This window comes from Brevibacillus brevis NBRC 100599, assembly GCF_000010165.1.
GTDB lineage: Bacteria > Bacillota > Bacilli > Brevibacillales > Brevibacillaceae > Brevibacillus > Brevibacillus brevis_D.
Window position 1 is genome coordinate 4,464,744 of record NC_012491.1, and the last position, 22,632, is coordinate 4,487,375.

A 22,632-nucleotide genomic window follows, 5' to 3' on the forward strand; every position below is an offset into this window, starting at 1 on the left:
GGTAGGGAGGTTACGATATGGACAAACAACTCCAAAAACTAACGGAACAAACGATTGTCGACCCGCTCACCCAGCCGCTCAAAAAATGGGGGCAGGATTGGATAAAAAAAGGAGCCGCCCTCCCCAAGCAAGCCCTCGATTGGATCAAGAACGGCATTGCCGGCCTATTCACCCAAAAAGAAACTTCACTCAACGATTACGTGCATATCGGCCGTTTTTACATCGCCAAACGCTTTCTCATTTTGACAGGACTATTCCTCCTTGTCCTGGCCTACTTTCTGTTCATCAACCCTCCCGATGCCCTTAACCGCTTTTTGCAACGTCCCATCGTCATTCATTTAAAAACTCCCAATCAACAGATTTCCGACACCGGTCTGGCGATCATTTACAACCCGGAAGGCACGATGATCTATTCGGGCCAGCTCGTGGATGGTCTGTATGACGGAAAAGGCGAGCTCTATGACGACAATGGGAAGCTTCTATACAGCGGCGAGTTTAAAAGCGGCACTCCGCAAGGCTTCGGCAAAGGATACCGGAAAGGCGTTCTCGTCTATCAAGGCGGGTTTGAAAATGGGGTATACGCTGGTCAAGGAGCGTTGTTCAACGACAACCAGCAAGTTGTTTTTCAGGGAAATTTCAAAAATGGGAAGCTGGATGGAGCCGGTCAGGAATTGTACACAAATGGCGCAATCAAATACGAAGGCGCTTTTAAAAATGGGGTGTACAACGGAGCTGGCAGACTTTTTACGAAGGATGGAAAGCTACTCTACGACGGACTGTTTGACAATGGATTCTACGGCGGCGAAGGAACTGATTACTACGAAAACGGGCTCGCTCAGTATAAAGGTCAATTTGTGGACGGCAGATACAACGGGGCCGGGAGTCTTTTTGATCGGGATGGCAAGCTCGTGTATGAAGGTCATTTTCGAAACGGGCACTTCAATGGAGCCGGAACCAAATTCTCCACCAATGGCAGCATCATCTATCAAGGTGATTTTTTGCTGGGTGTGTATCACGGGCAGGGCGAGCTGAAAGATGCAAGTGGCATAACACTGTATAAAGGCGGCTTTGCCGAAGGGTATTATCACGGAACGGGAGAGCTTCGTTCTGCTGAAGACGCACTGTTGTATCAAGGGCAATTTCGGGCAGGTGCCTACGACGGCATCGGGGTACTCTACGACAAGGAAGGCTTGCCGTTGTACAAGGGGTACTTCCGCGAAGGGCGCATTGATTTGCCAGGATTCATTGGCATCTCCCGGAGCAAGCTGGAGGAAATCATGGGCAAGCCCGACGATGACACACCGAAGGAACTCGAAGGTGCTGCCCCTCTTCCTGCTGATCAAAAAGTACCCGAAGTTCCACCAGCGAAGGATACCACCTTATCACCGCAAAAACTTGCGTATCGTGAAATGAACATGGCTTTTACACTTGAACCAGCACCCGGACACCCTAGCAAGCAAATTGTCACTGCCGTCCACGTCTATCACCCACAGGTCATCTCGATCGTCAAAGAAGATCGGAACGAGCTCGACAGCAAAGCGGCCATTTTGCCCAAGACATCCTCCACGTACGCTAACCGCACTGGCGCTATCACGAGCTATTTGGTCGATCCGTATCTGTATCTCTATTTCTATCAAGCACAGCAAAAGGAACCCGTACAATTGGACGTGACAAAAGTAGAGGGGGTGTAATCATGCGACGCTATGAAACTAGCAAGCCGTCTATGGATGCGACCCATAAAAAACCGGGTGCACCTGTTTCCAGACCCATGCTCCAAATGAACCAGGTCCAAAGAAAGGCGAGTCACTCTTCCCACATCCTTTCTCTACAAAAGACTCTTGGCAATCAGGCTGTGCAGCGCATGTTAGCGAAGACTCCCTTGCAAAAATCGGAGAATCTCTCTTCCAGCAGCGGTCGCTCCCTCCCTGATTCCGTCCAAGCAAAAATGGAGAATGCTTTTCACACTGATTTTTCAGATGTACAGATTCATCCAGAATCGTCTGTTGCCTCACAAATCGGGGCGGTTGCCTTTGCCCAAGGGAATGACATTCACTTTGCCCCGGGGACGTATCAACCAGAGACGCAAAGCGGTCAGCAGCTACTCGGCCATGAGCTAACACACGTGGTTCAGCAACGACAAGGACGGGTAAAAGCGAACGTTCCTGATTCCAGCTTGCCCATCAATGATGATCCGGCTCTGGAAGCGGAAGCGGATCGCTATGGGTCACTGGCAGCTGTTGGTACCGTGACGGATGGTACAGGTACGGATGCTGGTAGTTCCGTATCATCTCCGATTATCCAAGGCACTTGGGACGAAGATGTAAAAGATGCACGCAGAATGTGGGACAAACATGTGGAAAAAACAAATAACCTGGATGAAGGAACGGTAAGTGAGCTTTTTGAGCAAGTGGGCGACGTAGATAACTACTTTGACAAAGTACGTTACGGTATCAGTCTGCACGCCAAAATTTCCGATATTTTCTCGGTTACGGGTGGGAATTATACAGAACTGGAAGAGGCACAGCGTCTATTCGGAGAAAATATCACGCCCTTTTTCGGAAAGGATAAGGACGACGATCCTGACATTGATTACACCTATTTGGAGGAGCAGCAAAACGACACGCCTAAGGAAGACCGCATGCTGGAGGAGGATGAGGATGATTCAACCGTTTCATACGAGGAAAAACGTGTGGCTATGGAGATCAAGACAATCAGCTCTCATGACGATTCCCAAATTGGCTCCCGGATTCATGAAGCGATCGGTCAATTAGATAAGCGGCGGGATACGAATCGATATAAAGAGTATGTCATTGTCATTCAAAAGTATCATCCTGAAAACCCTTGGCCGTACACCGCTGCCGAAAATAAGGCCAACGCCCCACTGGGTGATCTCAAGGCTAGACTGACCGCTAGATTGAGCAATATGAACAGTCTGCCAGGGTATGATATCAAGGTAATTTTCCGGGGCATTACAAAAGGAACCCCAACGGGGGGAACCGGAAACGTCGACCCGGTCTTCATAATCCCGGAACATATACGTTATTCGAACATGCCCTCTTATACAGTCGAATGCTATTACTGTGGCAGCTCCAATACTGGGTGGTTGGTAGGCGACCCTATCCCTGAATAAACCGAAAACGGCAGGCTCCACAACGAAATGGGAGAACTGCCGTTTTTCCTATGCTTAATACAATCGATTCGTATAGCTGTCTTGCAAGCCCTCTGCCACTTCTTTTGCCGTCACACCCGGAAGCTTTACATGATCCGCCAGCATTTGTGCGACATTAGGAGTCGTCCCCTCTGCCGGCCAGGACTCCGGCTTCCATAGACCAGAGCGCATAAATGCCTTCGCACAGTGGACGAAGCACTCCTCTACCTTTACTCCGATTCCGAGCGTTGGCGCCTTCCCGTTTACCGCCATCTTCGCCAGTATTTCTTCATCGCGAATAATGCATGCCTTGCCATTCACGCGGAACGTCTCTTCCAGCGTAGGAATCAAAAAGATAAGCCCAATATGCGGGTTGACCAAAATATTCGTAATAGAGTCCATCCGCTTGTTTCCTGGGCGCTCAGGGATGACCAGATGGTGATCATCGATGACATGCACAAAGCCAGGCGCATCTCCACGTGGCGAAGCATCGCAATGGCCATCTTTGTCTGCTGTGGCAATGATGAGAAATGGCGCTTGGGCAATGTAATTGCGGCTATGGTCATCCAGTTGGGGTATCGCCTTGTTCTGTACGAGACGGCTTGGCTCTCCGACCATTTCGCGCAGCTGCTGCTCTGACGTAATAACATCACGGAAAATTCCGAATCCTGACATGACTAGCCCCTCTTTCCTCTGCTTGTTCGAACCTGCCACCATCATACCATAATTGTCCGTTCGCTTTTTATGATTATGGCAGAAGAAAGAAAGCCAGTGGGGTAACAAACAGCAGCGTCAGGATCGTACGCTCTACCCAAATCACCAGAAGCTTTGGAATACTAATTGGAATCTCGGTAGACAAAATGCAAGGAATCGTCGCGGAAAAGAACAGGATAGAAGAAACCGAAACAACGGCAATGACAAACTTAGTGACCAGAGGCGCTTTTACCACTAGGAGTGCGGGTAAAAACATTTCGGCAATTTCGATCGCTGACGCCTTTGCCGCCAGCATTGGCTCTGGAATTTGCAAGAGCCATGTTAGTGGATAAAACAAGTAGCCTAACCAGTCAAACAAAGGGGTAAATTCGGCCAGCACCAACCCGAGCAAACCGACCGACATGATGGACGGAAGAATACTCATGGTCATGATAAAGCCATCCCGCAAGTTCTCCCAAATGTTCCGTGTAAGCGGCAGTGCTTTTCCCGCTGCATCCATCGCTTCCGTCCACGCCTGGCGCAGCCGTTTTTCCTTGATTACTTTTTCAGGATCGCCGTTGTCCTGGTAATACGCATCGCTCATGTTGGACAGCGGCCAAATACGCACAGTCACTGCGGTTACGAGAAACGTCACCACGAGCGACACCCAGAAGTAAAGATTCCAGTAATTCATCAAATCCAATGTTTTTGCAATCACGATCATAAATGTCGCAGAAACGGTGGAAAAGCCGGTTGCAATAATGGCTGCTTCTTTTATTGTATATTTGCCTTCTTTGAATACCCGGTTCGTGATCAAAAGACCGATCGAATAGCTTCCCACAAAGGATGCCACCGCATCTACTGCAGAACGGCCAGGTGTTTTCCAAATCGGGCGCATGATCGGTTGTACCAATACTCCAATAAACTCCAAAAGGCCGTAGCCAACCAGCAGAGCCAAGAACACGGAGCCGATCGGAACCACCATGCCTACGGGAATCACTAGCTTTTCGAAGAGAAATGGCCCCATATTCTTGTCCAGCAACCATGCAGGACCCGCCTGAAAATAAATCAACAGAGCGATAGGCACACCCAGTACTTTTAGCGCCGAAAAGACGAGGTTTACTTTGCTCTGCTTCCAACTGCCTGTCACAAACGGATAAATGGCCCCAAGCACAATCACAAGCAAAGCGTACACCGGTATTGCACCCGGCATGATTTGACGAACCCATGTCACGATATGATCGAGCATAATTGAGCTTGTGTCATTAACGGTAACAGGAATAAAAAAGACGAAAATACCAATGAGGCTAAAAACAAAAAACTTCCAAGCATGTGTGGTGGATACGGCTTGCTGACTAGGATGCGGCGCAAGATTGCTGTTCGAAATATTGCCCATACATGTCCCCCCATTTCAAAGACAAGCCGGTCTCCTCCACTTCTATCCGTTTTTTCTTTTGCTCTCTTTCGTATTACGCCAGTCTGCCCTCAGCAACGACAATCGTTCCGTTTTTGATGACCGTGTTTACGTGGTTGATCCCATACCGATATTGCAAGGTCATGAAATCAGGAACGTCAAAAATCGTGACATCCGCTTTTTTCCCCACCTCAAGGCTGCCGACTTCATGCGCGCAGCGGATTGCGTGAGCAGCATTGATGGTTGCTGCTGTCAGCACCTCGGCTGGCGTCATCCCCATTTTCAGGCAACCCAGATTCATGATGAGTGGGAGCGAAACCGTTGGAGACGAGCCCGGATTGCAATCCGTTGAAATCGCGACAGCCACGCCACGATCGATCATTTTCCTGCCATTTGCTGACTCTGCCATCAGGAAAAATGCCGTACCAGGCAGTAACACAGCGATGACGCCCGCTTCTGCCATCTGTTCAATCCCCTTGTCTGAGGCGCGCAACAAATGATCCGCAGATACCGCGCCAACCGAAGCTGCCAGCTCTGCCCCTTCATACGGTTCGATTTCGTCTGCATGAATCTTCGGCAATAGCCCATGACGGACCCCTGCTTCGAGAATGCGTCGGGATTGCTCCGGAGTGAACACACCTCTTTCGCAAAATACATCGTTAAAAACAGCCAGCTTGCGTCGAGCGACCTCCGGGATCATTTCCTCGATGACCATGTCTACAAACGCATCCGGATTCTCCTTGTATTCACGTGGCACAGCATGTGCACCCATAAAAGTACTGACGATGTCGATGGGATGTGCTTCGTTCAACTGCTTGGCGACCTCGAGCTGCTTTAGCTCATCTTCCAGTGTCAGGCCGTAGCCGCTTTTCGCCTCGACGGTTGTGACTCCATGCAACAAAAACTGGTCAAGACGCTGCTTGCTCTGGGCAAACAGCTCTTCATGGGTAGCTGCACGGGTCGCTGCGGTAGTCGAGTGAATCCCTCCGCCATTATTCATAATCTCCATATAGGTCGCACCATTTAGCCGCATGTTAAACTCGTTTTGCCGACTGCCCGCGTGCACTAGATGTGTATGCGGATCGATCAGCCCTGGCGTGACCAGCTTGCCCGAAGCATCGATGATTTGCGCCTCATGCGTACGGTCTCGATAGTGAAGCGCCAGATCTTCATCTGTTCCCACTCGCTGGATAACGCCGTCTTCCAGCCAGATGCTTCCGTCCTCGATGATCGACAATTCATTCATTTTCGCTCCTACTACCGGGGAAGAGGAGCCACCAGCCAGCGTGGCAAGCTGACTGGCGTGGCGAATCCATACAGGTTTTGTCATGGCTTTTACTCCTTCATCATCGGAATGTTGACGCCTTTTTCCTTGGCTGTTTGAATCGCGAGGTCGTAGCCTGCATCCACATGGCGGACGATGCCCATGCCTGGATCGGTCGTGAGGACACGCTCCAGACGACGTGCTGCTTCTGGAGTACCATCTGCCACGATGACCATTCCTGCGTGGAGAGAGTATCCCATGCCAACACCGCCTCCATGGTGTACAGATACCCAGCTCGCTCCGCCTACCGCATTGATCATGGCATTGAGAATCGGCCAGTCTGCAACCGCGTCGCTGCCATCCTTCATCGCTTCCGTCTCACGGTTTGGCGAAGCGACAGAACCGGAGTCCAGATGGTCACGCCCAATGACGATAGGGGCCGATAGCTCACCGCGTGCCACCATCTCATTGATGATTTGACCAAAACGCGCACGCTCGCCATAGCCTAACCAGCAAATGCGGGAAGGCAGTCCCTGGAACTGAATGCGCTCCTGTGCCATGCGAATCCAGTTGCACAGATGCGTGTTGTAGGAAAACTCGCGCAGGATGACTTCGTCTGTCTTGTAAATATCCTCAGGATCGCCAGACAGCGCTACCCAACGGAACGGCCCCTTGCCCTCGCAAAACTGCGGACGGATATAGGCTGGCACAAAACCAGGAAAGCGGAACGCATCCTCCACACCCTCGTTTTTTGCCACCTGCCTGATGTTGTTACCATAGTCGAAAGTGACGGCTCCTTTTTCCTGCATGGCGAGCATCGCGCGGACGTGCTCAGCGATGCTTGCTTTTGCCCGAGATTCGTACGCTTTCGGATCGCGTGTCCGTAGTTCAGCTGCTTCCTCCAGTGACATACCGATGGGAATGTAGCCATTGAGTGGATCATGCGAGGAGGTCTGGTCCGTCAGCACATCCGGGATAAAGTCGCGAGCCAGCATGGCATCCAGCACTTCGGGAGCATTGCCCAACAAACCGATGGAAATGCCTTTTTTGTCACGTTTCGCTTCTTCCGCCAAACGGATCGCTTCATCCAGACTAGCTGTCATTACATCCAGGTATTTCGTGTCCAGTCTGCGTTGGATACGGGTCGGGTCCACCTCGATATTGATGCTCACACCGCCATTGAGCGATACGGCCAATGGTTGCGCACCACCCATGCCGCCCAAGCCTGCTGTGACGGTAATCGTTCCAGTCAGCGTGCCTTCAAAATGCTGGCGTGCCAGCTCTGCAAACGTCTCATACGTTCCTTGTACGATGCCCTGGCTGCCAATGTAAATCCAGCTTCCTGCTGTCATTTGTCCGTACATCATCAAACCCTTTTTGTCCAGCTCGTGGAAATGCTCCCAATTCGCCCAGGCAGGCACCAGGTTCGAGTTTGCCAACAGCACACGCGGTGCATCGGTATGCGATTTGAATACAGCAACTGGCTTCCCAGACTGGATGAGGAGTGTTTCATCGCTCTCTAACGTTTGCAATGTTTTGACAATCGCATCGAAGCATTCCCAGTTCCGTGCCGCCTTGCCAATTCCGCCGTATACGACCAGATCCTCTGTACGCTCCGCTACATCAGGATTGAGGTTATTCAAAAGCATGCGCAGCGCAGCTTCCTGCACCCATCCCTTTGTATGTAATTGGGTACCGGAAAAGGCTTGGATCAATTGTTCAACGGATTGTGTCGTCGTCATCATTTCCACCTGCTTTTCTAAAAGGATGTACTTCTTAGCTCCATTGTAAAAAAGCACGGAAAGACAAAAAAGACACCGCGCTTTCGATTTGGTGCCTCTAATTTCGATTCACTTGCAACCGCATTCATGGTTTGACGAAAAAATCTGTCTTTTCTTTCGATTTCTATCTTTTCTTCTGATTTCGTAACAAACGTGGGGTTGTCCCTGTCTTTTCCTTAAAAATTTTACTGAAATAATTCGCGTTAATGAATCCACATCGCTCTGCCACCTCTTGGACAGACAAGGATGTTTCGAGAAGCAATCGACGTGCTTCTTTTACCCGCAAGGAAGTGAGAATCTGGCGGAAAGAGCTTCCTTGCTTTTGCGCGAGCAGCGTACTGAAATAGGATGGGCTCCGGTCGATATAGCGTGCGACTTCCTCCAGGCGCAGTGCCGGATCGGTATAACGTCCTTCTATATAGCGAATCGCCTGTTCCACGACATCCACACGTGATTCGTCGATGGGATGGTGAGCAGCATCAAGAAGCTGATTGATGAACAGCAGCAGTTCCACTACGATCCGATACAAGATCGGCGAGTACAGAATCGTTTCGAAAACCCGGTGATACTCTTCTTCCAAAGGTGCGGAGTCAAGACCACGTGATTTCATGTACCGTCTGACTTGGGCCAAAATACTCGTCAGCCGAATACGCAACAATCCCGGCTCTGGATAAGGCTCTTCCTTGTAAAAGAAGTGTGTATACAGCCACTGCTTCAACTCTTCCCGATTACCTTCATCCAGCATTTCTACCCAGGTGCGCTGTTCGGCGGGCGTCAAAAATGGGTCTATCATCGTCCAATTCACGGGATTGTCCATAACCGTCACTTGCCGATATCCTTTGAAAAAGCGCACTTGCAGGGCTTGGCTCGCCTCCGCATAATTTTCGTTCAAGCTCTGCTCATGGTTACTTGCGTCATACATGACCAAAAAGAGTGGCGCATCATTGTTTGCTTCCCAGTCCATCAGCAAACGCTTGCCCATTTGGTGGAGCGTAGAAGGCGAGACCGCAGCATCCATTGGAAAAACCCCCACAATGGTCTCCCCTAACGGCAAAAGATCAGGTTTGTCGCGAAACGGATATTCTTCAAAAAAGCGCAGCAGCTCAGGATGCCGCTTCGGGTCCTCCAATTGAGCCAGCATGAGCGAGTAAGACTTGGCTTGTACATGCCCGGGGAAAAACAGGTCTAGATACGAGACATCCCTGTGTTTGTCCGCTCCTGTTCCCTTCTCTTCGTTCACTCGCTTTCGATCCAAGCGCTCCTGACAGCATCTCGTCAGGATTCTCCTGATGTATTCCGGTGTCTGTGGCTTTAACCATAGATCGCGTGCAAAAAGTCCAATTCCCTGCATCGCGCGCTCAAATGTCGCCTCTGATGTGGTCACCACAACAGTCGGACGATATTGATCCACCAAAAGCTTCAGTCGGTCCCACTGCCCGCGCCCGATCATGTCTAGTTCAATACAGAGCACTTCCGGTGTATGCGCTTCCATCATTTCAAAAACGTCTTCCATGGTCCCGGCACTATGCACCTTGTCATACGGAATGGCATAGCTGTTGACGAGCCATCCGATCCCGATTCTTTCGTTCGAGTCTCGATCCGCTATCAAAATGCTGGGCATAAGCTGGCCTCCTTTTTAGAGCGATCAGAAAAGTGAGACATCTTTCCCTATGAAACAAAGGTTGCCCATAAATGGACAACCTTTTCTCCTTCACGGTCTTACTTCTTAAGAGGATTTTCGATCATGGTTCCCATCACATGATCCAGCGGAATAAAGCCAATATCGCGGGAATCTGTGCTGTGATTTCGGTTATCTCCCATGACAAAAATATGATCGGCTGGAACCGTGATCTTTCCGTCCGCTACATATTCCATCGTTTCTTTGATGTATGGTTCGTTCAATGCCTCACCGTTTCGATACACCTTGTTGTCTTTGAACTCCAGTACGTCGCCTGGTTTTCCAATGACGCGCTTGACATACATCGTGTGATCATCAGCTTGACCTGTGACCAGCGACACCAAGGGATGCCCCATGATATCGTCCATCAATGTACGGTTTCGTTCTACCCGACTGTCGATCACGACAATATCGCCGTAATCTGGCAAATAAGAAAACGTGTGTGATAGTTTAGACACATATATGCGCTGTTCGTCTTGTAAGGTAGGGTCCATGGAATGCCCATCAACCTTGAATGGTTGAAATACAAAAATTCCGAGGACAAGAGCGAAAACGACAGCAAAGGTTATCGATCGAATCCATCCTAATACTTCTCTCATTTCTTTTGGCACTCCTTCCTTTTACCACTCTACTTCCGGTATCGAAACCATCATACCACATTATCCGCTCAATCCCAAAAAATCGACCAGAAGTCGGATCAGGTGATACCGTACTCGCGCAGTTTCCGAAACAGCGTTGCCCGGCTTATACCTAATAGCGCAGCTGCTTCTTCTTTTCTTCCGTTTCTATCACGGATTTGTTGCATCGCGGTATCGATTGCCGCTCGTTCCAATTCTTTCAGCAGGAGTCCTTGCTTTTGCCAATCAAATGGCCCCTGACTTTCTTCTACGGAATGCGGAGAAGATTCACGTAGCCTTCCCGTTCGAATGGGCAAGCTCGCAGGCTGGACCCAAGAGGTTGCCTCCATATTGACCGCATATTCGATGACATTTTCCAACTCTCGGACGTTTCCTCTCCAGTCGTGATGGAACAGGATGTTTTGCGTCTCCTTGGAAAAACCGTGCAACCCCTTCCCCACCCGATTCGCATGCGCCAAAAGGATATCGTTTGCCAAAGGCAGGATATCCTCTCTTCGTTCTCGTAGCGAGGGCAAGTGGATGGGAATCACATGCAACCGATAGTACAGGTCCAGCCGAAACAGCCCCGCGTCTACCCGCTCCTGCAAATCCAGATGGGTCGCTGCAATGATCCTTGCCGCTAAGCGTATAGGCTTGCCGTTCCCTCCTATTCGGTACAGTTCCTTTTCTTGCAAGACGCGCAGCAGCTTGCTCTGTAAATGCATAGACATATCTCCGATTTCATCGAGGAACAGTGTGCCTTTACCTGCGACCTCAAACAAACCCGGTTTTCCACCTTTTCGTGCTCCTGTAAATGAGCCTTCCTCGTAACCGAACAACTCGCTTTCCATCAAATGCTCAGGGATTGCGGCGCAATTAATCGAAAGGAACGGCTCGTCACGGCGAGGGCTTGCCTGATGAATGGCTTTGGCAAAGAGCTCCTTTCCGGTTCCACTTTCACCTTGGAGCAGGACAGTCGAATCACTGGCCGCCACACGTCTTGCTACTTCCTTTGCCTGTACAATCGCAGGACTGTTACCACCAATCATCCGAAAAGGGTCGGGCTCCGAATATCCACTAACCTGCCTTGCGATTTGCACGACTTCCTGCACATCATCAAGCGTAATCACCCATTCTTTGACCGTTCCGGCCAGTAGAATGGGCTTGATGGCAAACAAAAATGTCTTATCTTCCTGCCCGACTGACAAAACGACCTGCTTTGGCGCTGACTGCGCAGCATCTGCAAGTCGGATGGCATCTATCCATTCTGCCGTTTGACTGTCGTCATGATCGAGCTGCAAATATTGACGGGCACGCTGGTTCGCCTGAATAATTCGATTGTCTTGATCGACGAGAAAGACTGCTTTATCCATTTCATCCATGACGACACGCAGCTTTTCTACCGTATGCAACTGCTCGACGTACAAGTAGTGCTCTTTTAGCTTAATGGCGATCAGCTCGGCCATTTTTTGCAAATAGGTCAATATCGCGTCCACATCTGCAAACAACCGCTCGCGCTGCTCCTCATCGAAAGCGAGTAGGCCGATCACCCCAATATTTTCATTGTCTAATTGTATCGGGCAGCAAATCTCTCCCGTCTCCGTACAATTTCCATAATGCATACAGGGTCGACACCGCTCATCCTGCCCCGGATTCATGATCACAACAGGATGTCCAGCGAGCAACGACTCCCGATATATATGATCCTCTCCTGCCATCGTCCGCAAAACGCCAGCCTCATTCTTCCCCGTCCCTGCGATCCGCAAAAACTGACTGTCCGCAATCTCTACCTCTACGCGCAAAACGGATGCAACAGCCGAAGCAATCTGTTGCACACTCTCTTGAATATCTCGCAAGGGCATCTGGCTTCCCCTCCCGTCAATCTCTTGCCTCCATTATAACGTATCATAGGAGAAGCCAGCCCTCTATGCCATTTTTACTGGCAAAAATCGCAAATCGTCTCCACCAAGATGGCACTCATGTCTACCAAGCTATCCACCTCTACATATTCGACTGCGGCATGCAAACCGGCTCCCACTGGTCCAAACAAGACAGTGGGGATTCCCGCTTCCTGCAACAAAGCTGCATCCGTCCATCCCGAGAATCCGCATACTTCGGGTATTTTTCCCATCACGCTCTTACACGCTGCCTGAAGAGCTAAATAAAGGGGTTCATCCAGCCCGAACTCAAATGGCTCTCGCAAAAATGACAGCTCAGCGCTTGCTTGAAACGTCTCATCTTCAGCGCGCAGCTTCTGTAGTAATGCTTCGATTTCATTGGCCACGTCTGCCTCTGTCTCGCCTGGCAGCGTCCTTCTCTCCCAATCGATGCGGCAATAGTCTGGGTAGGTCGACAGCTCCGTTCCACCCTGAATGATTGAAGCATGAACAGATGCCGCACCGAGTATCGGATGAACTGGCCCTTGAGCCAACCTGTCTGAAAGACGCTCCAGCTCTTGCAGGACCCTGCCCGCCCGAACGATTGCATCAATCCCTTCTGCTGGACGACTTCCGTGAGCTGCCTTGCCCAGCACCTCGCACTTGACCCAAGCAAAACCTCTGTGTACGACACCAATCGCCAGATCGGAAGGCTCACAGCATATCGCCGCATCTGCTTTGTACGCTTTTACCAGCTCCTCCGTGCCGATGCTTTTATATTCCTCGTCAGCGACAAAAGTCAAAATGACATCTCCTGCCAACGGAACCTTTACTTGTGCGATCGCCTCTACTGCGGCGATCATGGCCCCCAGACTTCCCTTCATGTCCTGACTGCCTCTGCCGAAAATTTTGTTGTCTGCAAGGGTAGGCTCAAACGGCGGAATCTCCATGCGCTTGGCACTTACGGTGTCCATATGTCCGTTGAGCATCAAGGATTTTCCACCGCCTGTTCCGCGTAAAATCCCGACGACATTGACCGCTGTGTCGTTAATCGGCGTGACGTGAACCTCCAGTCCTGCCGTCTGTAAACGATCTCGAATAAAAGCAGCCATCTCTTTTTCGCCCGGCCCATCCTCATCGAGGTATGGATTTACGGAGTCGATACGGATTAAGTTCTGCACCAATGAAATCAGTTCGTCTCGATTGATCGTCACGTTCATTTTGTCATTTCCCCCTCTTCCCGGCATGCGCCTTCCCAGATGATGCGTTTGTATATATCCTGATCCGTGTCCCCTTCCGTACTAAAGCACAGAACAACGGAATTTTCATGTAAGCCAAGCTGCTCACGCTGTTGATGATACATTGGTTTGCTCATCAAGGCAGCGAGTAGCCCTACGCCGACTGCTCCACTTTCCCCGCTCACAATAGAAGGGTCGCCTCCTGTCGGTGCTGCAAGTATACGCATGCCGTTTGCCGCCACGTAATCGGCACAACTGACGAAGAAGTCTGCATGTTCCTGCAAGATTTCCCATGCCAGCGGATTCGGCTCGCCACATGCCAGTCCTGCCATGATGGTTCCTAGCTCTCCTGTAGCAGCATGTGGTTGTCCGTCGTTCTCTTCTGCTGAGAGGACCATGCAATTGGCGCTATGCGGCTCGACGATCACGGTTGTTAGGTTTTTGTTTGCTTGCGCCGCTACGAAATATCCCAAGACTGCGGCAGCCATGGAACCGACACCTGCCTGCAAGAATAGATGCGTCGGCTGTTTGGCGTCCATGGTGGCTGAGAGTTGTTCCATCGCCTCTGCTGCCATCGTCGTATAGCCCTGCATGATCCATGTGGGAATGGTCGTGTAGCCTTCCCATGCCGTATCTTGAATCACTTGCCAACCACGTTCCTTGGCCATTTGTTCTGAGAGACGCACTGCTTCATCGTAGTTTCCATTGATGACGTGAGCTTGTGCGCCGGCCTCGCGGATCGCATCTACCCGTTGTTGGGCGGAGCCTTTGGGCAAGTATACAACGGCATGCTGTCCGAGCTCCTTAGCAGCCCAGGCAACGGCCCTTCCGTGATTGCCATCTGTCGCCGTGACGAAAGTGACTTCTCCGATTCGCTCTCTCACTTCTTGGGAGCACAGTGCCTCGAAGGTCATCTCTTCTGTCGATATGCCCAACTTCTCGCACAAGAAACGCGCCATCGCGTAAGAAGCACCCAGAACTTTGAAGGCATTGAGGCCGAAGCGTTTGGACTCATCTTTTACAAGTACTTGTCCTACTCCCAGCTCACGTGCTAACGCAGGCAATGTAACGAGAGGAGTCGGCTCGTAGTTTGCGAGAGATTGATGAAAGGCTTTGGCAAAACGGGATTCTATTGGGGTCAAATAAGCAGGAATGCGAGCACTCTCGTTATTTTTTCTCTTGTTTTTTACGACGTAGATTGGTGGTTGATTACCTTTATCCATTTGATGTGTACCTCCTCGGTTGGTTTCATCCTATTGAAAAAGCAAGGATCGTGCCAACGGTATGAGGCCGTGGATGGCTTATTGTTTTGGTGATAATCGTATCAAAATGAGATTTTGTTGTATCAATTTGATACTTTAAGTCTTGATTTGATACTTGCTATTCCTGCTGCTGTGGTGGGAGGAAACAGGAGAAAACGCTCCAGCTTCTTGGGTCACCAGCTAGGGGGATTCACTGCACGGCTCCATGGAAAAAGCGAAACCGCGTCCAAAGTAGAGGTTCAGGGATGCTTCTCAGAGGTGGACGCTTAAAGGCGTGTTTCGCCTTTTCCATTGCGCCTCGGTAGGTGCCCCAAAGATCTTCGCTTTTTTCTCCTGTTTCCTTGCGAGCTGTTGGGTTTTCAAGTGGGTTTTAAAGATTGAGTACAAACAATTAGCAACGTCAGAGAAGAATATTTCCAGTCCTAGCGACTTTCGAAGTCCAACCCAGCTTCGCAGTGATTTGCGGGCAAAAGAAATGCAACGTGCCCAAACGACGAAGCGGCTACCACTTTTGCATTTCCCCGCAAATCGCTGCGGAGCGGACAGTCTACACTTCCTAGCAGGACGTAGCCCGGAGCGTAGACTGGAAATATTCTTCTCTCCACCGCAGCAACTGGAACCTCGGCTTGGCTTTCTATGCTATATTTTTAGTAAGCCAAAAGGTATTGATATAGTGATACATAGCTGATAAGTCAGAAGTTAAGAAGGAAGGATGAAGGAAATGCCAATTCATAAGCAAGTTGGTTCTCCTGCTGGTTCTATTAGAGAGGATGGTCGTTATCCTATCGACCTGACTGGCCCTCACAGCCACACACTTGTTCTCAAGCCCGGCGTAGGCAGCCTCTCCATTGGACCGTCACAAGCGGGCAATAAAACAGACCTACACGTCGATCCCTATACACCCATTAATTGGAATGTATTCGATTCCTTCGCCACACCAGCTGGCTCGCCTTGGCCTCGAGTTCTGTACTACGCTGGGAGTGACACGAGCTTCTTCGACTGGGCCATAGAACGCCCCATTGAAGAAATGACGTGGGTTCCGATCCTGCCTAAAGACATAGTCGTGGACGCCAGCCAATCCAATTTGCACGGCTTACATATTGAACTGGACCAGTTTGAAAGCCGTTTGCACCTGAAGCTCCCGAAACGCCAGGTCTCTGAATATTTCCGTCTGAGTGTAGCTGGTGATCTATCGCGTTTTTCTGTCGCTGGCGACATGCCCTACTCTCTGACATTGAAGCCGCGCACCAGCCGCCGCAAGAATCATGAGCCCTTCTTGCTTCCCGATCTGGGCGCACTACACCAGGTCACGAACCTGACTCTTCGAAACGAACCGCTTGCGCAGCCTATCTCGCTTGCGTGTCTAGAGAGATTTCAAAATCTTACATCACTGAGTTTGTGGGGGAATTTCTGCGATTTGGAGCTGCTAGCTCATCAGGCCCAGTTAACGAATTTGGAGCTGCGCTTTATGCCTGATCTGGGTGATTTGCCGCCATTAAATGTATGGCCGTTGCTTGACAGATTTATCGCCTATAACGTGGAGGAGATTACGGGTAAGCGACTGAAGCAGCAAATGAAAGCGCGAGCTAAGACCCGTCCGTGGACTGGCTACGCTTCCGTGAGCCAATTACGTAAGCCCGAATGGTGGACAACCGAGTTTGGCCGCCCATTTTCGTCCTGGCCGAAACGTCTGGCCAAGCTGGCTAATGAAGCCTATGACGTTGCACAAGCGGCACTGGCACAAGCCCGCAGCCTTGCTGATGCCGAGGCAGCCATCACCGCCTTCACCGTGCGCTTTAACCCCCTCAAAGGTATCGAAACCACTGAACGAGAAGACTTGGGTGAAGCTGTATGGCAACTAAGCCAGTCTGACCACCAAATTGGCCAGCCTATTACGGAGGAAATGGCTCAAAGCTGGTTCGACGCAGCACGCGATTACTAAAGGCCATCCTTTGCGGAATGGCCTTTTTTGCGTTCACTGCTCTCATGTGATCACCAGATAACTGTAGTTATTCTATCTGGTCTGCATCCGGCAGACACCGTGGTTAAAAATGGAAACTTTCCCTTGACACACTCCATTTACATTTGTAATATTAACCCAACAGATTATATTTACATCTGTAAATCAAAAGATGAATGAGGAGGTGAGTACATGCCCAATATCCCAAAAATTTCGGAAGCAGAGTGGGAAATCATGAAGATCATTTGGAAGAACAATCCTATAAACGCTGAAAATATCGCACTCCTCTTGCCTGATGAAATCGAGTGGACCGATCAAACCGTTCGTACCTTCATCAACAGACTTTTGAAGAAAAAGGTGATCGGTTTTGAAAAATCGGGAAGGGGCTATAAGTATTTTCCATTGATTTCCGAAAAAGAATGCATCCGGGCAGAGAGCCAGTCGTTTTTGAAAAGAGTCTTTAGCGGGGCGGCAGACATGATGATGACCAATTTTTTAGAAGACGTCAAATTGTCCCAGAAGGACATCGAGCATCTTCAAAAGATTCTGAATGAAAAACAGAGAGACATGGGCAGCAGAGGCGATGACAGATGAGAAAAATGACAAAGCAGCAGATCTTACTGTAAAGAGGTAGAAGGCATGGATATGCTATGTGATATTTTTTTATGGGTTTTTGATGCCACCATTGGAGCTAGCCTCGTCGCTTCCATGGTGATAGCCATCAAGAAAATCTTTCATCACCGGATAAGCGCTCGGCTTCACCACGCGCTTTGGCTGATTGTGTTAATACGGCTTCTGTTTCCTTTTCTCCCAAACAGTTCGGTAAGCATCTTCAATATCTGGCAACTAGGTGTAGACAGCATAAAAAATGCTGTTTCCCCCCACTCCCCTGTTGCGAATGACGCGTCACAAAAAGAGAGAGAGCAAAACAGCAAACAAATAAACTCACCTCAAAATGATAAGACAAAACAGCCAGAAAATCAAAAACTTCTGGATCCCTCCATATCCAACCCAATCAAGATCGATCCAGACCCTGTCGAGGACACTCACACCCTTGGCGTAAAAATAGCAGCCATCGTCTGGCTAATCGGATGTATTTCCCTGCTTGGATTTATGTGTGCCTACCTGTTGCGGACCAGACGCAGAATGAGCAGCCTCAAAATCGTGACAGACCCGCAAGTCATTTCCATCATGGATGATTGCCGAAAAAGATTTGGCATCACCAAACCAATCCCTATCTATTCAGGAAGCTATAGAAAAAGCCCACATATCGCCGGGTTGATCCATCCATGGATTTACTGTCCCGAAGAGATATGCAAGGAATCGAACGCCTCTGCGCTTACCCACGTCTTCTCCCACGAGCTTGCCCACTACAAAAGAAAAGACATCGCGTGGAACCTACTGGGTCTACTTGCTCTGGCCATTCACTGGATGAACCCTTTTATTTGGATGTGTGTAAAACAGATGAAGGCCGACCGGGAGCTTGCGTGTGACGCTTATGTGTTGAACGTTCTGGGTGAAGCTGAGTCTGTGCCCTACGGGATGACGATTATTCAATTTTTGCAGCGTTTTTCTACCAACCGCCAGCAGCTTCACTTGCTTCCCTTTACCGAAGCAAATAACAGGAATCAAATGATAAGGAGAATTCAGATGATAAAAAGCTTTAAAACAGGATCTTACAAACTTTCGGTTGCTGCCGTTTTGAGCGTAGCTTTGATGAGTTCGGTGACCCTTACGAATGCCGCAGTGAAGGTAGAGAGTACCGTCAAGCCAGTCGCTTCCGATCAGGCTACTACAGAGCAAGAGGCTAGATTTTTGTTTGACTCAGATGAGCGAGCATACGACCGTTTGTCAAAAGGAATACAGACAACTGGTTTTGCCTTTAAAGTTCCTGATGTGCTTGCTATGGACTATGAGTTTAAAGGGATGTATATCGATCAGAAAAAGTTGCGTACCAATAAAGAAACTCACGTTTATATTGAATTTAGCAAAAAAGATCCCTCATCTGAATTTGTGCGTTTTTCTGCAAGTAGCGGACTACATGGATTGGAGGCGGCTTACAAAAAAATCGTGGATGAACAAACAAAGGGATATGGGGAACAAAAAATAGAGAAGCAAAATTTGAAGGTCCAAGCGCTAGATGTAATGAAAGTGACTTTTATTGGCGCAGATAACAACATTAACTCCGTTTACTATCTATGGCAAGATAACGGAATACAGTATAGCCTTAATAGTTTCGCAAGCGATCTTCAAGAAGACATTGTGAAAATAATCTCGAATGTGAAATACCCGGATCAAGCGATGAAAGAACGCTATGTAGGCTATTCCGTTTACGTCATGGGCTTATATGATACGGAAGATGTACAGCATGGCTCAAAAGCAATAGGGTTTACTCCCAAATTTCCTTTGGAACTGCCGGGACAGTTCAAAGGTACAGCAGCAGATATAAGCTCAAAGGTAAATTTCAGCATGCCTGCAAATGAGAAGGATTATAAGACCATGTACCTTGGGATTTACTACGATGTTGCTGAGAAAAACAAAAGATTGAACGGGGAAAATAGAATCTCATTTGATCAAATTAAAGACACGAAAATATACGAAGATATGAAAAAGAATGGGAATGTAGCCTTTTACCAATCTATGGACGAAGCGTACAAAGTTAAGGTAAACATGCTGAAAATCGCTGGAAATGAAGTGTTCAAGACGGAGAAATACAAACGTTACGGAGAGGCGAGCACCGCAGCGGATCCAACTCTCATCTCCTATTTCTGGAGAGAAAATGACGTTTGTTTCAAAGTCACGTTTACGGACGGAGTGTCCAATGAGGAAGAGATTGTTTCCTACCTGATGAGCCAAAAAGCGGTAGACTTTCAGAACTTGAAGTAGTAAAACGGGTCAATCAAAAACGCGAAGGGAGCTAGCAATGAGCAGCCCTTCCGCGTTTTTTTGCACGCTTAAGAGCGTGTTTCGCTTTTACCATGGAGCCTCGGTGGGCTGGTCATAGCCGCGTCAGAGAAGAATATTTCCAGTCCTAGCGACTTTCGAAGTCCAACCCAGCTTCGCAGTGATTTGCGGGCAAAAGAAATGCAACGTGCCCAAACGACGAAGCGGCTTCCACTTTTGCATTTCCCCGCAAATCGCTGCGGAGCGGACAGTTCCCACACCCTAGCAGGACGTAGCCCGGAGCGTAGACTGGAAATATTCTTCTCTCTACCGCTGCCCCGTTGATAAGAATAACCACCTGCATAACTTTCACAGGTGGCATTTATCGAATCGGATATCTCTATGCGTTTCTCTCTTCATCCTCAGCAGAAGGCCAGCCACCCCATAGGTGGTTCAAGTGCCCATCTGGATCACGAAATCGAAAGCTGTAGCCTCCGCCTCGCTTGTACGTCATTTCACTTACTTCGATTCCTTTACTTTTCAGCTCCTCATAGACCTCATGGATTTGGTCTACCTGCAAGGAGATGATCGGCTGGGCTTGTCCTGCCATATTGGTAAAGTCCAAACGAGGAACTTCCGGACAACGAATGAGCCCGAGACCTACTCCGCCTACGTTCAACCACGCTTCATTGTCTCCAGGTGAAAATTCGAAGGTAAACGGAATGCCGAGCACATCGCGATACCACTTTATCGATACCTCCAAGTTTTTGACGGGCAGCTGTACAACCGCAAAATTACGCACATGGATACTCATTTGTGTTCGCTCCTTTATTTCAAATATGTACTTTCATCCTCTTAAACGAAAGAAAAGAACAAAAAGAAACGGGTGCTTCTACCACTTCTGAAAAAAATGCAGCAAATGTCCATCCGGGTCACGAACAGCAAAGAAAAGGCGATCGCCTGCTACCGAAACCTTTTCCACGCTCATGCCCTGATCGGCGAGACGCAGGTACGTTTGACAAATCGCATAGGCATCTCCCGCACGAAAGGCAGCCAAAAATTGCTCAAACCCTTCTTTTGATACAAATCCGGACGAATCACGATGTCCAGCTTTGTCAATTTTCTTTTTGTTGGACGGGCTTTCATCCTGTCTGGATTGCTCTGCTAACACGAACAAGCGCTGGCGTGCCCTCTTCACCCCTTCCTTCACTGCCCCTACGGTCGTATGCAGTAATGTGGCTGTTTCCTGCGCCGTAAACGAAAAAATGTCCATCATGAGAATCAGCACCATCTGTCTGGCATTTAGACGATCAGCCAGTTGCTCGAACACCTCTCTTTGCACAAACGCATCGGATACGCTGGACTGGTGCAGATAGATCGCTTCATCAAACAGGGCGGGATGCTCATTCGCCTTTCCCTTCCTGCAATGATCGATCCAAGCATTCGTAGCAATTTGCCTCAAAAATGCCTTGGTTAGTTCTCTGTCTGGGGCCTTCTGCAAGGAACGATATACCTTCGTCAATGTTTCTTGCAGGAGATCCTCCGCATCCCAGTCGTTTTTCGTGAGGGACAAGCAATGCTTTTGGATATCCGCTAGAAAAGGTTTTACGCGCAAAAAGGAAGCCTTATCCTGATCAGCCCCCATACTATCCCTCCAAGACTTTTCCGAGTATTCATACTTATTTTCAAAAAAAGAAAGAACGCTGTCAACAAAGACCATGTAAAAATAGGAAAGCGACCGTCCAGAACGAATTTTCCCGCTCAGGACAGTCGCTGTTTTATTTCCTGCCAATCAACACAACCAAGTCTATCGTCATATCCATTCCAGCCAAGTTTGACACCCGTTCCAACTGCTCAGGTGTCGCCCCCCATGCCAACGGCGTCATCTGAAGCAGGGAAGCTAGACCCTCTTCATCCAGTCGGAACTGATACTGAACCCGTTCCTTACCGATTAGTTGAAAGCTGGTTTTGAAGTGGTCGATCGTACGATGATTTTCATATTGTGTTTTGGGTGTCTCTTGATACAAGACTTCCCGTAGCTCTCGCAAGTAGTTCGCCTCTGGTATGACTTTGATCATTCGTCCTTCATCAGCCAGAAGTCTATGAAACTCATCCGAATTGGATGGAGATAACAGATTGAGAATGTAAGGAAACTGTCTATCCACAAACGGTGCATTCGTCAAATCACCGACGCACCAAACTATTTCTGAATCATTCTTCGCCGCAAGCATAACTCCCTCTTTAGCGAGATCGACACCCACTCCAATAATGGGGACTTGGCTTGCTTGCATCACTCTCTGCCGAACCTGCGTCAAATGATAGCCTTCGCCGCATCCTGCATCCAGCACGTACGTCCGGTTTTCCTCAGGTTCTGTCGTTTGCAGGATGACTTCGCTCAACACGTCATACAATGGATCAAAAAAACCTTGCTCCATGATCGCCCTTCTTGCTGCAAACAATTGCTTGTCATACTTTGTTTTGTAGGTTCGCGTAGCCAAATGAACGTAGCCGTGCTTGGATAAATCAAAGCAATGATGATTGTTGCATACCAAGCTGGTCGCAGGTACGTTACGCATAGCTGCCTGGCAAATTGGACAACGAAAAATCCCCACATGTTGGGAGATAGCTGTAGACATCAAAAAGCACCCCATTCATTCGTATTTCGGTGAATGAAAAAAGGCACAGTCAAATAAACCCCAAGCATTTTCAAAAAAATGCGGGATTACGTTGATCTGTACCTCACATTACCGTAGACGAATGAACTGGATGATCATGGTGTGTAACACTCCTGCTTTTTGATAAAGTAGGCATCGCGAT

General features: G+C 49.1%; 17 protein-coding genes. 5 read left to right on the forward strand and 12 right to left on the reverse strand.

What is annotated here, in order from left to right; all coding sequences use genetic code 11:
* Nucleotides 1–17 precede the first annotated feature (17 nt).
* Complete coding sequence (locus BBR47_RS21210; RefSeq protein WP_015892468.1) at nt 18–1,691, forward strand: MORN repeat-containing protein; 1,674 nt, start codon at nt 18–20, stop codon at nt 1,689–1,691.
* A 2-nt stretch (nt 1,692–1,693) separates the two neighbouring features.
* Nucleotides 1,694–3,130 carry an eCIS core domain-containing protein gene (locus tag BBR47_RS21215; RefSeq protein ID WP_015892469.1) on the forward strand — a complete coding sequence of 479 codons (1,437 nt, stop codon included), beginning with the start codon at nt 1,694–1,696 and terminating at the stop codon, nt 3,128–3,130.
* 54 nt (nt 3,131–3,184) lie between these two features.
* Here BBR47_RS21215 and BBR47_RS21220 read toward each other — a convergent pair whose 3' ends face one another.
* The 9 genes from BBR47_RS21220 to dpaL form a co-directional block, all read right to left on the reverse strand.
* Complete coding sequence (locus tag BBR47_RS21220; protein WP_015892470.1) at nt 3,185–3,823, reverse strand: pyridoxamine 5'-phosphate oxidase family protein; 639 nt, start codon at nt 3,821–3,823, stop codon at nt 3,185–3,187.
* 73 nt (nt 3,824–3,896) lie between these two features.
* A complete protein-coding gene (locus tag BBR47_RS21225; RefSeq protein ID WP_015892471.1) occupies nt 3,897–5,237 on the reverse strand; it encodes a YjiH family protein in 1,341 nt (446 codons plus the stop codon).
* Nucleotides 5,238–5,310: 73 nt separating this feature from the next.
* The gene (gene hutI / locus BBR47_RS21230) at nt 5,311–6,585 is read right to left on the reverse strand and encodes an imidazolonepropionase (protein WP_015892472.1); all 1,275 of its coding nucleotides are present in this window, start codon (nt 6,583–6,585) and stop codon (nt 5,311–5,313) included.
* A 5-nt stretch (nt 6,586–6,590) separates the two neighbouring features.
* Nucleotides 6,591–8,261: a urocanate hydratase gene (gene hutU / locus BBR47_RS21235; RefSeq protein WP_015892473.1), complete on the reverse strand. Its 1,671-nt coding sequence runs from the start codon at nt 8,259–8,261 to the stop codon at nt 6,591–6,593.
* A 163-nt stretch (nt 8,262–8,424) separates the two neighbouring features.
* On the reverse strand, nt 8,425–9,921 hold the full coding sequence (locus BBR47_RS21240) for a helix-turn-helix domain-containing protein (protein ID WP_015892474.1): 1,497 nt from the start codon (nt 9,919–9,921) through the stop codon (nt 8,425–8,427).
* A 98-nt stretch (nt 9,922–10,019) separates the two neighbouring features.
* Nucleotides 10,020–10,577: a signal peptidase I gene (lepB, locus tag BBR47_RS21245; protein WP_015892475.1), complete on the reverse strand. Its 558-nt coding sequence runs from the start codon at nt 10,575–10,577 to the stop codon at nt 10,020–10,022.
* Between the two features lie 98 nt (nt 10,578–10,675).
* Entirely contained in the window at nt 10,676–12,457 is a 1,782-nt protein-coding gene (locus tag BBR47_RS21250; protein ID WP_015892476.1) for a sigma-54-dependent Fis family transcriptional regulator, read from the reverse strand.
* Nucleotides 12,458–12,531: 74 nt separating this feature from the next.
* On the reverse strand, nt 12,532–13,692 hold the full coding sequence (locus tag BBR47_RS21255) for an ArgE/DapE family deacylase (RefSeq protein WP_041749557.1): 1,161 nt from the start codon (nt 13,690–13,692) through the stop codon (nt 12,532–12,534).
* Nucleotides 13,689–14,933 (reverse strand): diaminopropionate ammonia-lyase, encoded by a 1,245-nt coding sequence (gene dpaL / locus BBR47_RS21260; protein ID WP_015892478.1) that lies wholly within the window; start codon nt 14,931–14,933, stop codon nt 13,689–13,691. The genes BBR47_RS21255 and dpaL overlap by 4 nt, the downstream gene beginning before the upstream one ends.
* A gap of 760 nt (nt 14,934–15,693) precedes the next feature.
* Here dpaL and BBR47_RS21270 point away from each other — a divergent pair.
* From BBR47_RS21270 to BBR47_RS21280, 3 genes are all read left to right on the forward strand, one after another.
* Nucleotides 15,694–16,914 carry a hypothetical protein gene (locus BBR47_RS21270; RefSeq protein ID WP_015892480.1) on the forward strand — a complete coding sequence of 407 codons (1,221 nt, stop codon included), beginning with the start codon at nt 15,694–15,696 and terminating at the stop codon, nt 16,912–16,914.
* Between the two features lie 210 nt (nt 16,915–17,124).
* Nucleotides 17,125–17,526, forward strand: a complete 402-nt coding sequence (locus BBR47_RS21275; protein WP_015892481.1) for a BlaI/MecI/CopY family transcriptional regulator — start codon at nt 17,125–17,127, stop codon at nt 17,524–17,526.
* A gap of 51 nt (nt 17,527–17,577) precedes the next feature.
* Nucleotides 17,578–19,818 carry a M56 family metallopeptidase gene (locus BBR47_RS21280; RefSeq protein WP_015892482.1) on the forward strand — a complete coding sequence of 747 codons (2,241 nt, stop codon included), beginning with the start codon at nt 17,578–17,580 and terminating at the stop codon, nt 19,816–19,818.
* Between the two features lie 397 nt (nt 19,819–20,215).
* Here the strand turns inward: BBR47_RS21280 and BBR47_RS21285 are convergent, their stop codons facing one another.
* From BBR47_RS21285 to BBR47_RS21295, 3 genes are all read right to left on the reverse strand, one after another.
* Nucleotides 20,216–20,629: a VOC family protein gene (locus tag BBR47_RS21285; RefSeq protein ID WP_015892484.1), complete on the reverse strand. Its 414-nt coding sequence runs from the start codon at nt 20,627–20,629 to the stop codon at nt 20,216–20,218.
* Nucleotides 20,630–20,707: 78 nt separating this feature from the next.
* Nucleotides 20,708–21,460, reverse strand: a complete 753-nt coding sequence (locus BBR47_RS21290) for an RNA polymerase sigma factor (RefSeq protein WP_015892485.1) — start codon at nt 21,458–21,460, stop codon at nt 20,708–20,710.
* A 133-nt stretch (nt 21,461–21,593) separates the two neighbouring features.
* Nucleotides 21,594–22,451 carry a putative RNA methyltransferase gene (locus BBR47_RS21295; RefSeq protein WP_231850504.1) on the reverse strand — a complete coding sequence of 286 codons (858 nt, stop codon included), beginning with the start codon at nt 22,449–22,451 and terminating at the stop codon, nt 21,594–21,596.
* Between the last annotated feature and the right edge of the window lie 181 nt (nt 22,452–22,632).

What these genes read in the sequence shown, in the direction of transcription:
- hutU (WP_015892473.1), bottom strand. Translation starts at nt 8,261, where the DNA reads ATGACGACGACACAATCCGTTGAACAATTGATCCAAGCCTTTTCCGGT.
- BBR47_RS21240 (WP_015892474.1), bottom strand. Translation starts at nt 9,921, where the DNA reads ATGCCCAGCATTTTGATAGCGGATCGAGACTCGAACGAAAGAATCGGG.
- hutI (WP_015892472.1), bottom strand. Translation starts at nt 6,585, where the DNA reads ATGACAAAACCTGTATGGATTCGCCACGCCAGTCAGCTTGCCACGCTG.
- BBR47_RS21275 (WP_015892481.1), top strand. Translation starts at nt 17,125, where the DNA reads ATGCCCAATATCCCAAAAATTTCGGAAGCAGAGTGGGAAATCATGAAG.
- BBR47_RS21220 (WP_015892470.1), bottom strand. Translation starts at nt 3,823, where the DNA reads ATGTCAGGATTCGGAATTTTCCGTGATGTTATTACGTCAGAGCAGCAG.
- BBR47_RS21280 (WP_015892482.1), top strand. Translation starts at nt 17,578, where the DNA reads ATGCTATGTGATATTTTTTTATGGGTTTTTGATGCCACCATTGGAGCT.
- BBR47_RS21295 (WP_231850504.1), bottom strand. Translation starts at nt 22,451, where the DNA reads ATGTCTACAGCTATCTCCCAACATGTGGGGATTTTTCGTTGTCCAATT.
- lepB (WP_015892475.1), bottom strand. Translation starts at nt 10,577, where the DNA reads ATGAGAGAAGTATTAGGATGGATTCGATCGATAACCTTTGCTGTCGTT.
- BBR47_RS21225 (WP_015892471.1), bottom strand. Translation starts at nt 5,237, where the DNA reads ATGGGCAATATTTCGAACAGCAATCTTGCGCCGCATCCTAGTCAGCAA.
- BBR47_RS21210 (WP_015892468.1), top strand. Translation starts at nt 18, where the DNA reads ATGGACAAACAACTCCAAAAACTAACGGAACAAACGATTGTCGACCCG.
- BBR47_RS21255 (WP_041749557.1), bottom strand. Translation starts at nt 13,692, where the DNA reads ATGAACGTGACGATCAATCGAGACGAACTGATTTCATTGGTGCAGAAC.
- dpaL (WP_015892478.1), bottom strand. Translation starts at nt 14,933, where the DNA reads ATGGATAAAGGTAATCAACCACCAATCTACGTCGTAAAAAACAAGAGA.
- BBR47_RS21285 (WP_015892484.1), bottom strand. Translation starts at nt 20,629, where the DNA reads ATGAGTATCCATGTGCGTAATTTTGCGGTTGTACAGCTGCCCGTCAAA.
- BBR47_RS21290 (WP_015892485.1), bottom strand. Translation starts at nt 21,460, where the DNA reads ATGGGGGCTGATCAGGATAAGGCTTCCTTTTTGCGCGTAAAACCTTTT.
- BBR47_RS21250 (WP_015892476.1), bottom strand. Translation starts at nt 12,457, where the DNA reads ATGCCCTTGCGAGATATTCAAGAGAGTGTGCAACAGATTGCTTCGGCT.
- BBR47_RS21270 (WP_015892480.1), top strand. Translation starts at nt 15,694, where the DNA reads ATGCCAATTCATAAGCAAGTTGGTTCTCCTGCTGGTTCTATTAGAGAG.
- BBR47_RS21215 (WP_015892469.1), top strand. Translation starts at nt 1,694, where the DNA reads ATGCGACGCTATGAAACTAGCAAGCCGTCTATGGATGCGACCCATAAA.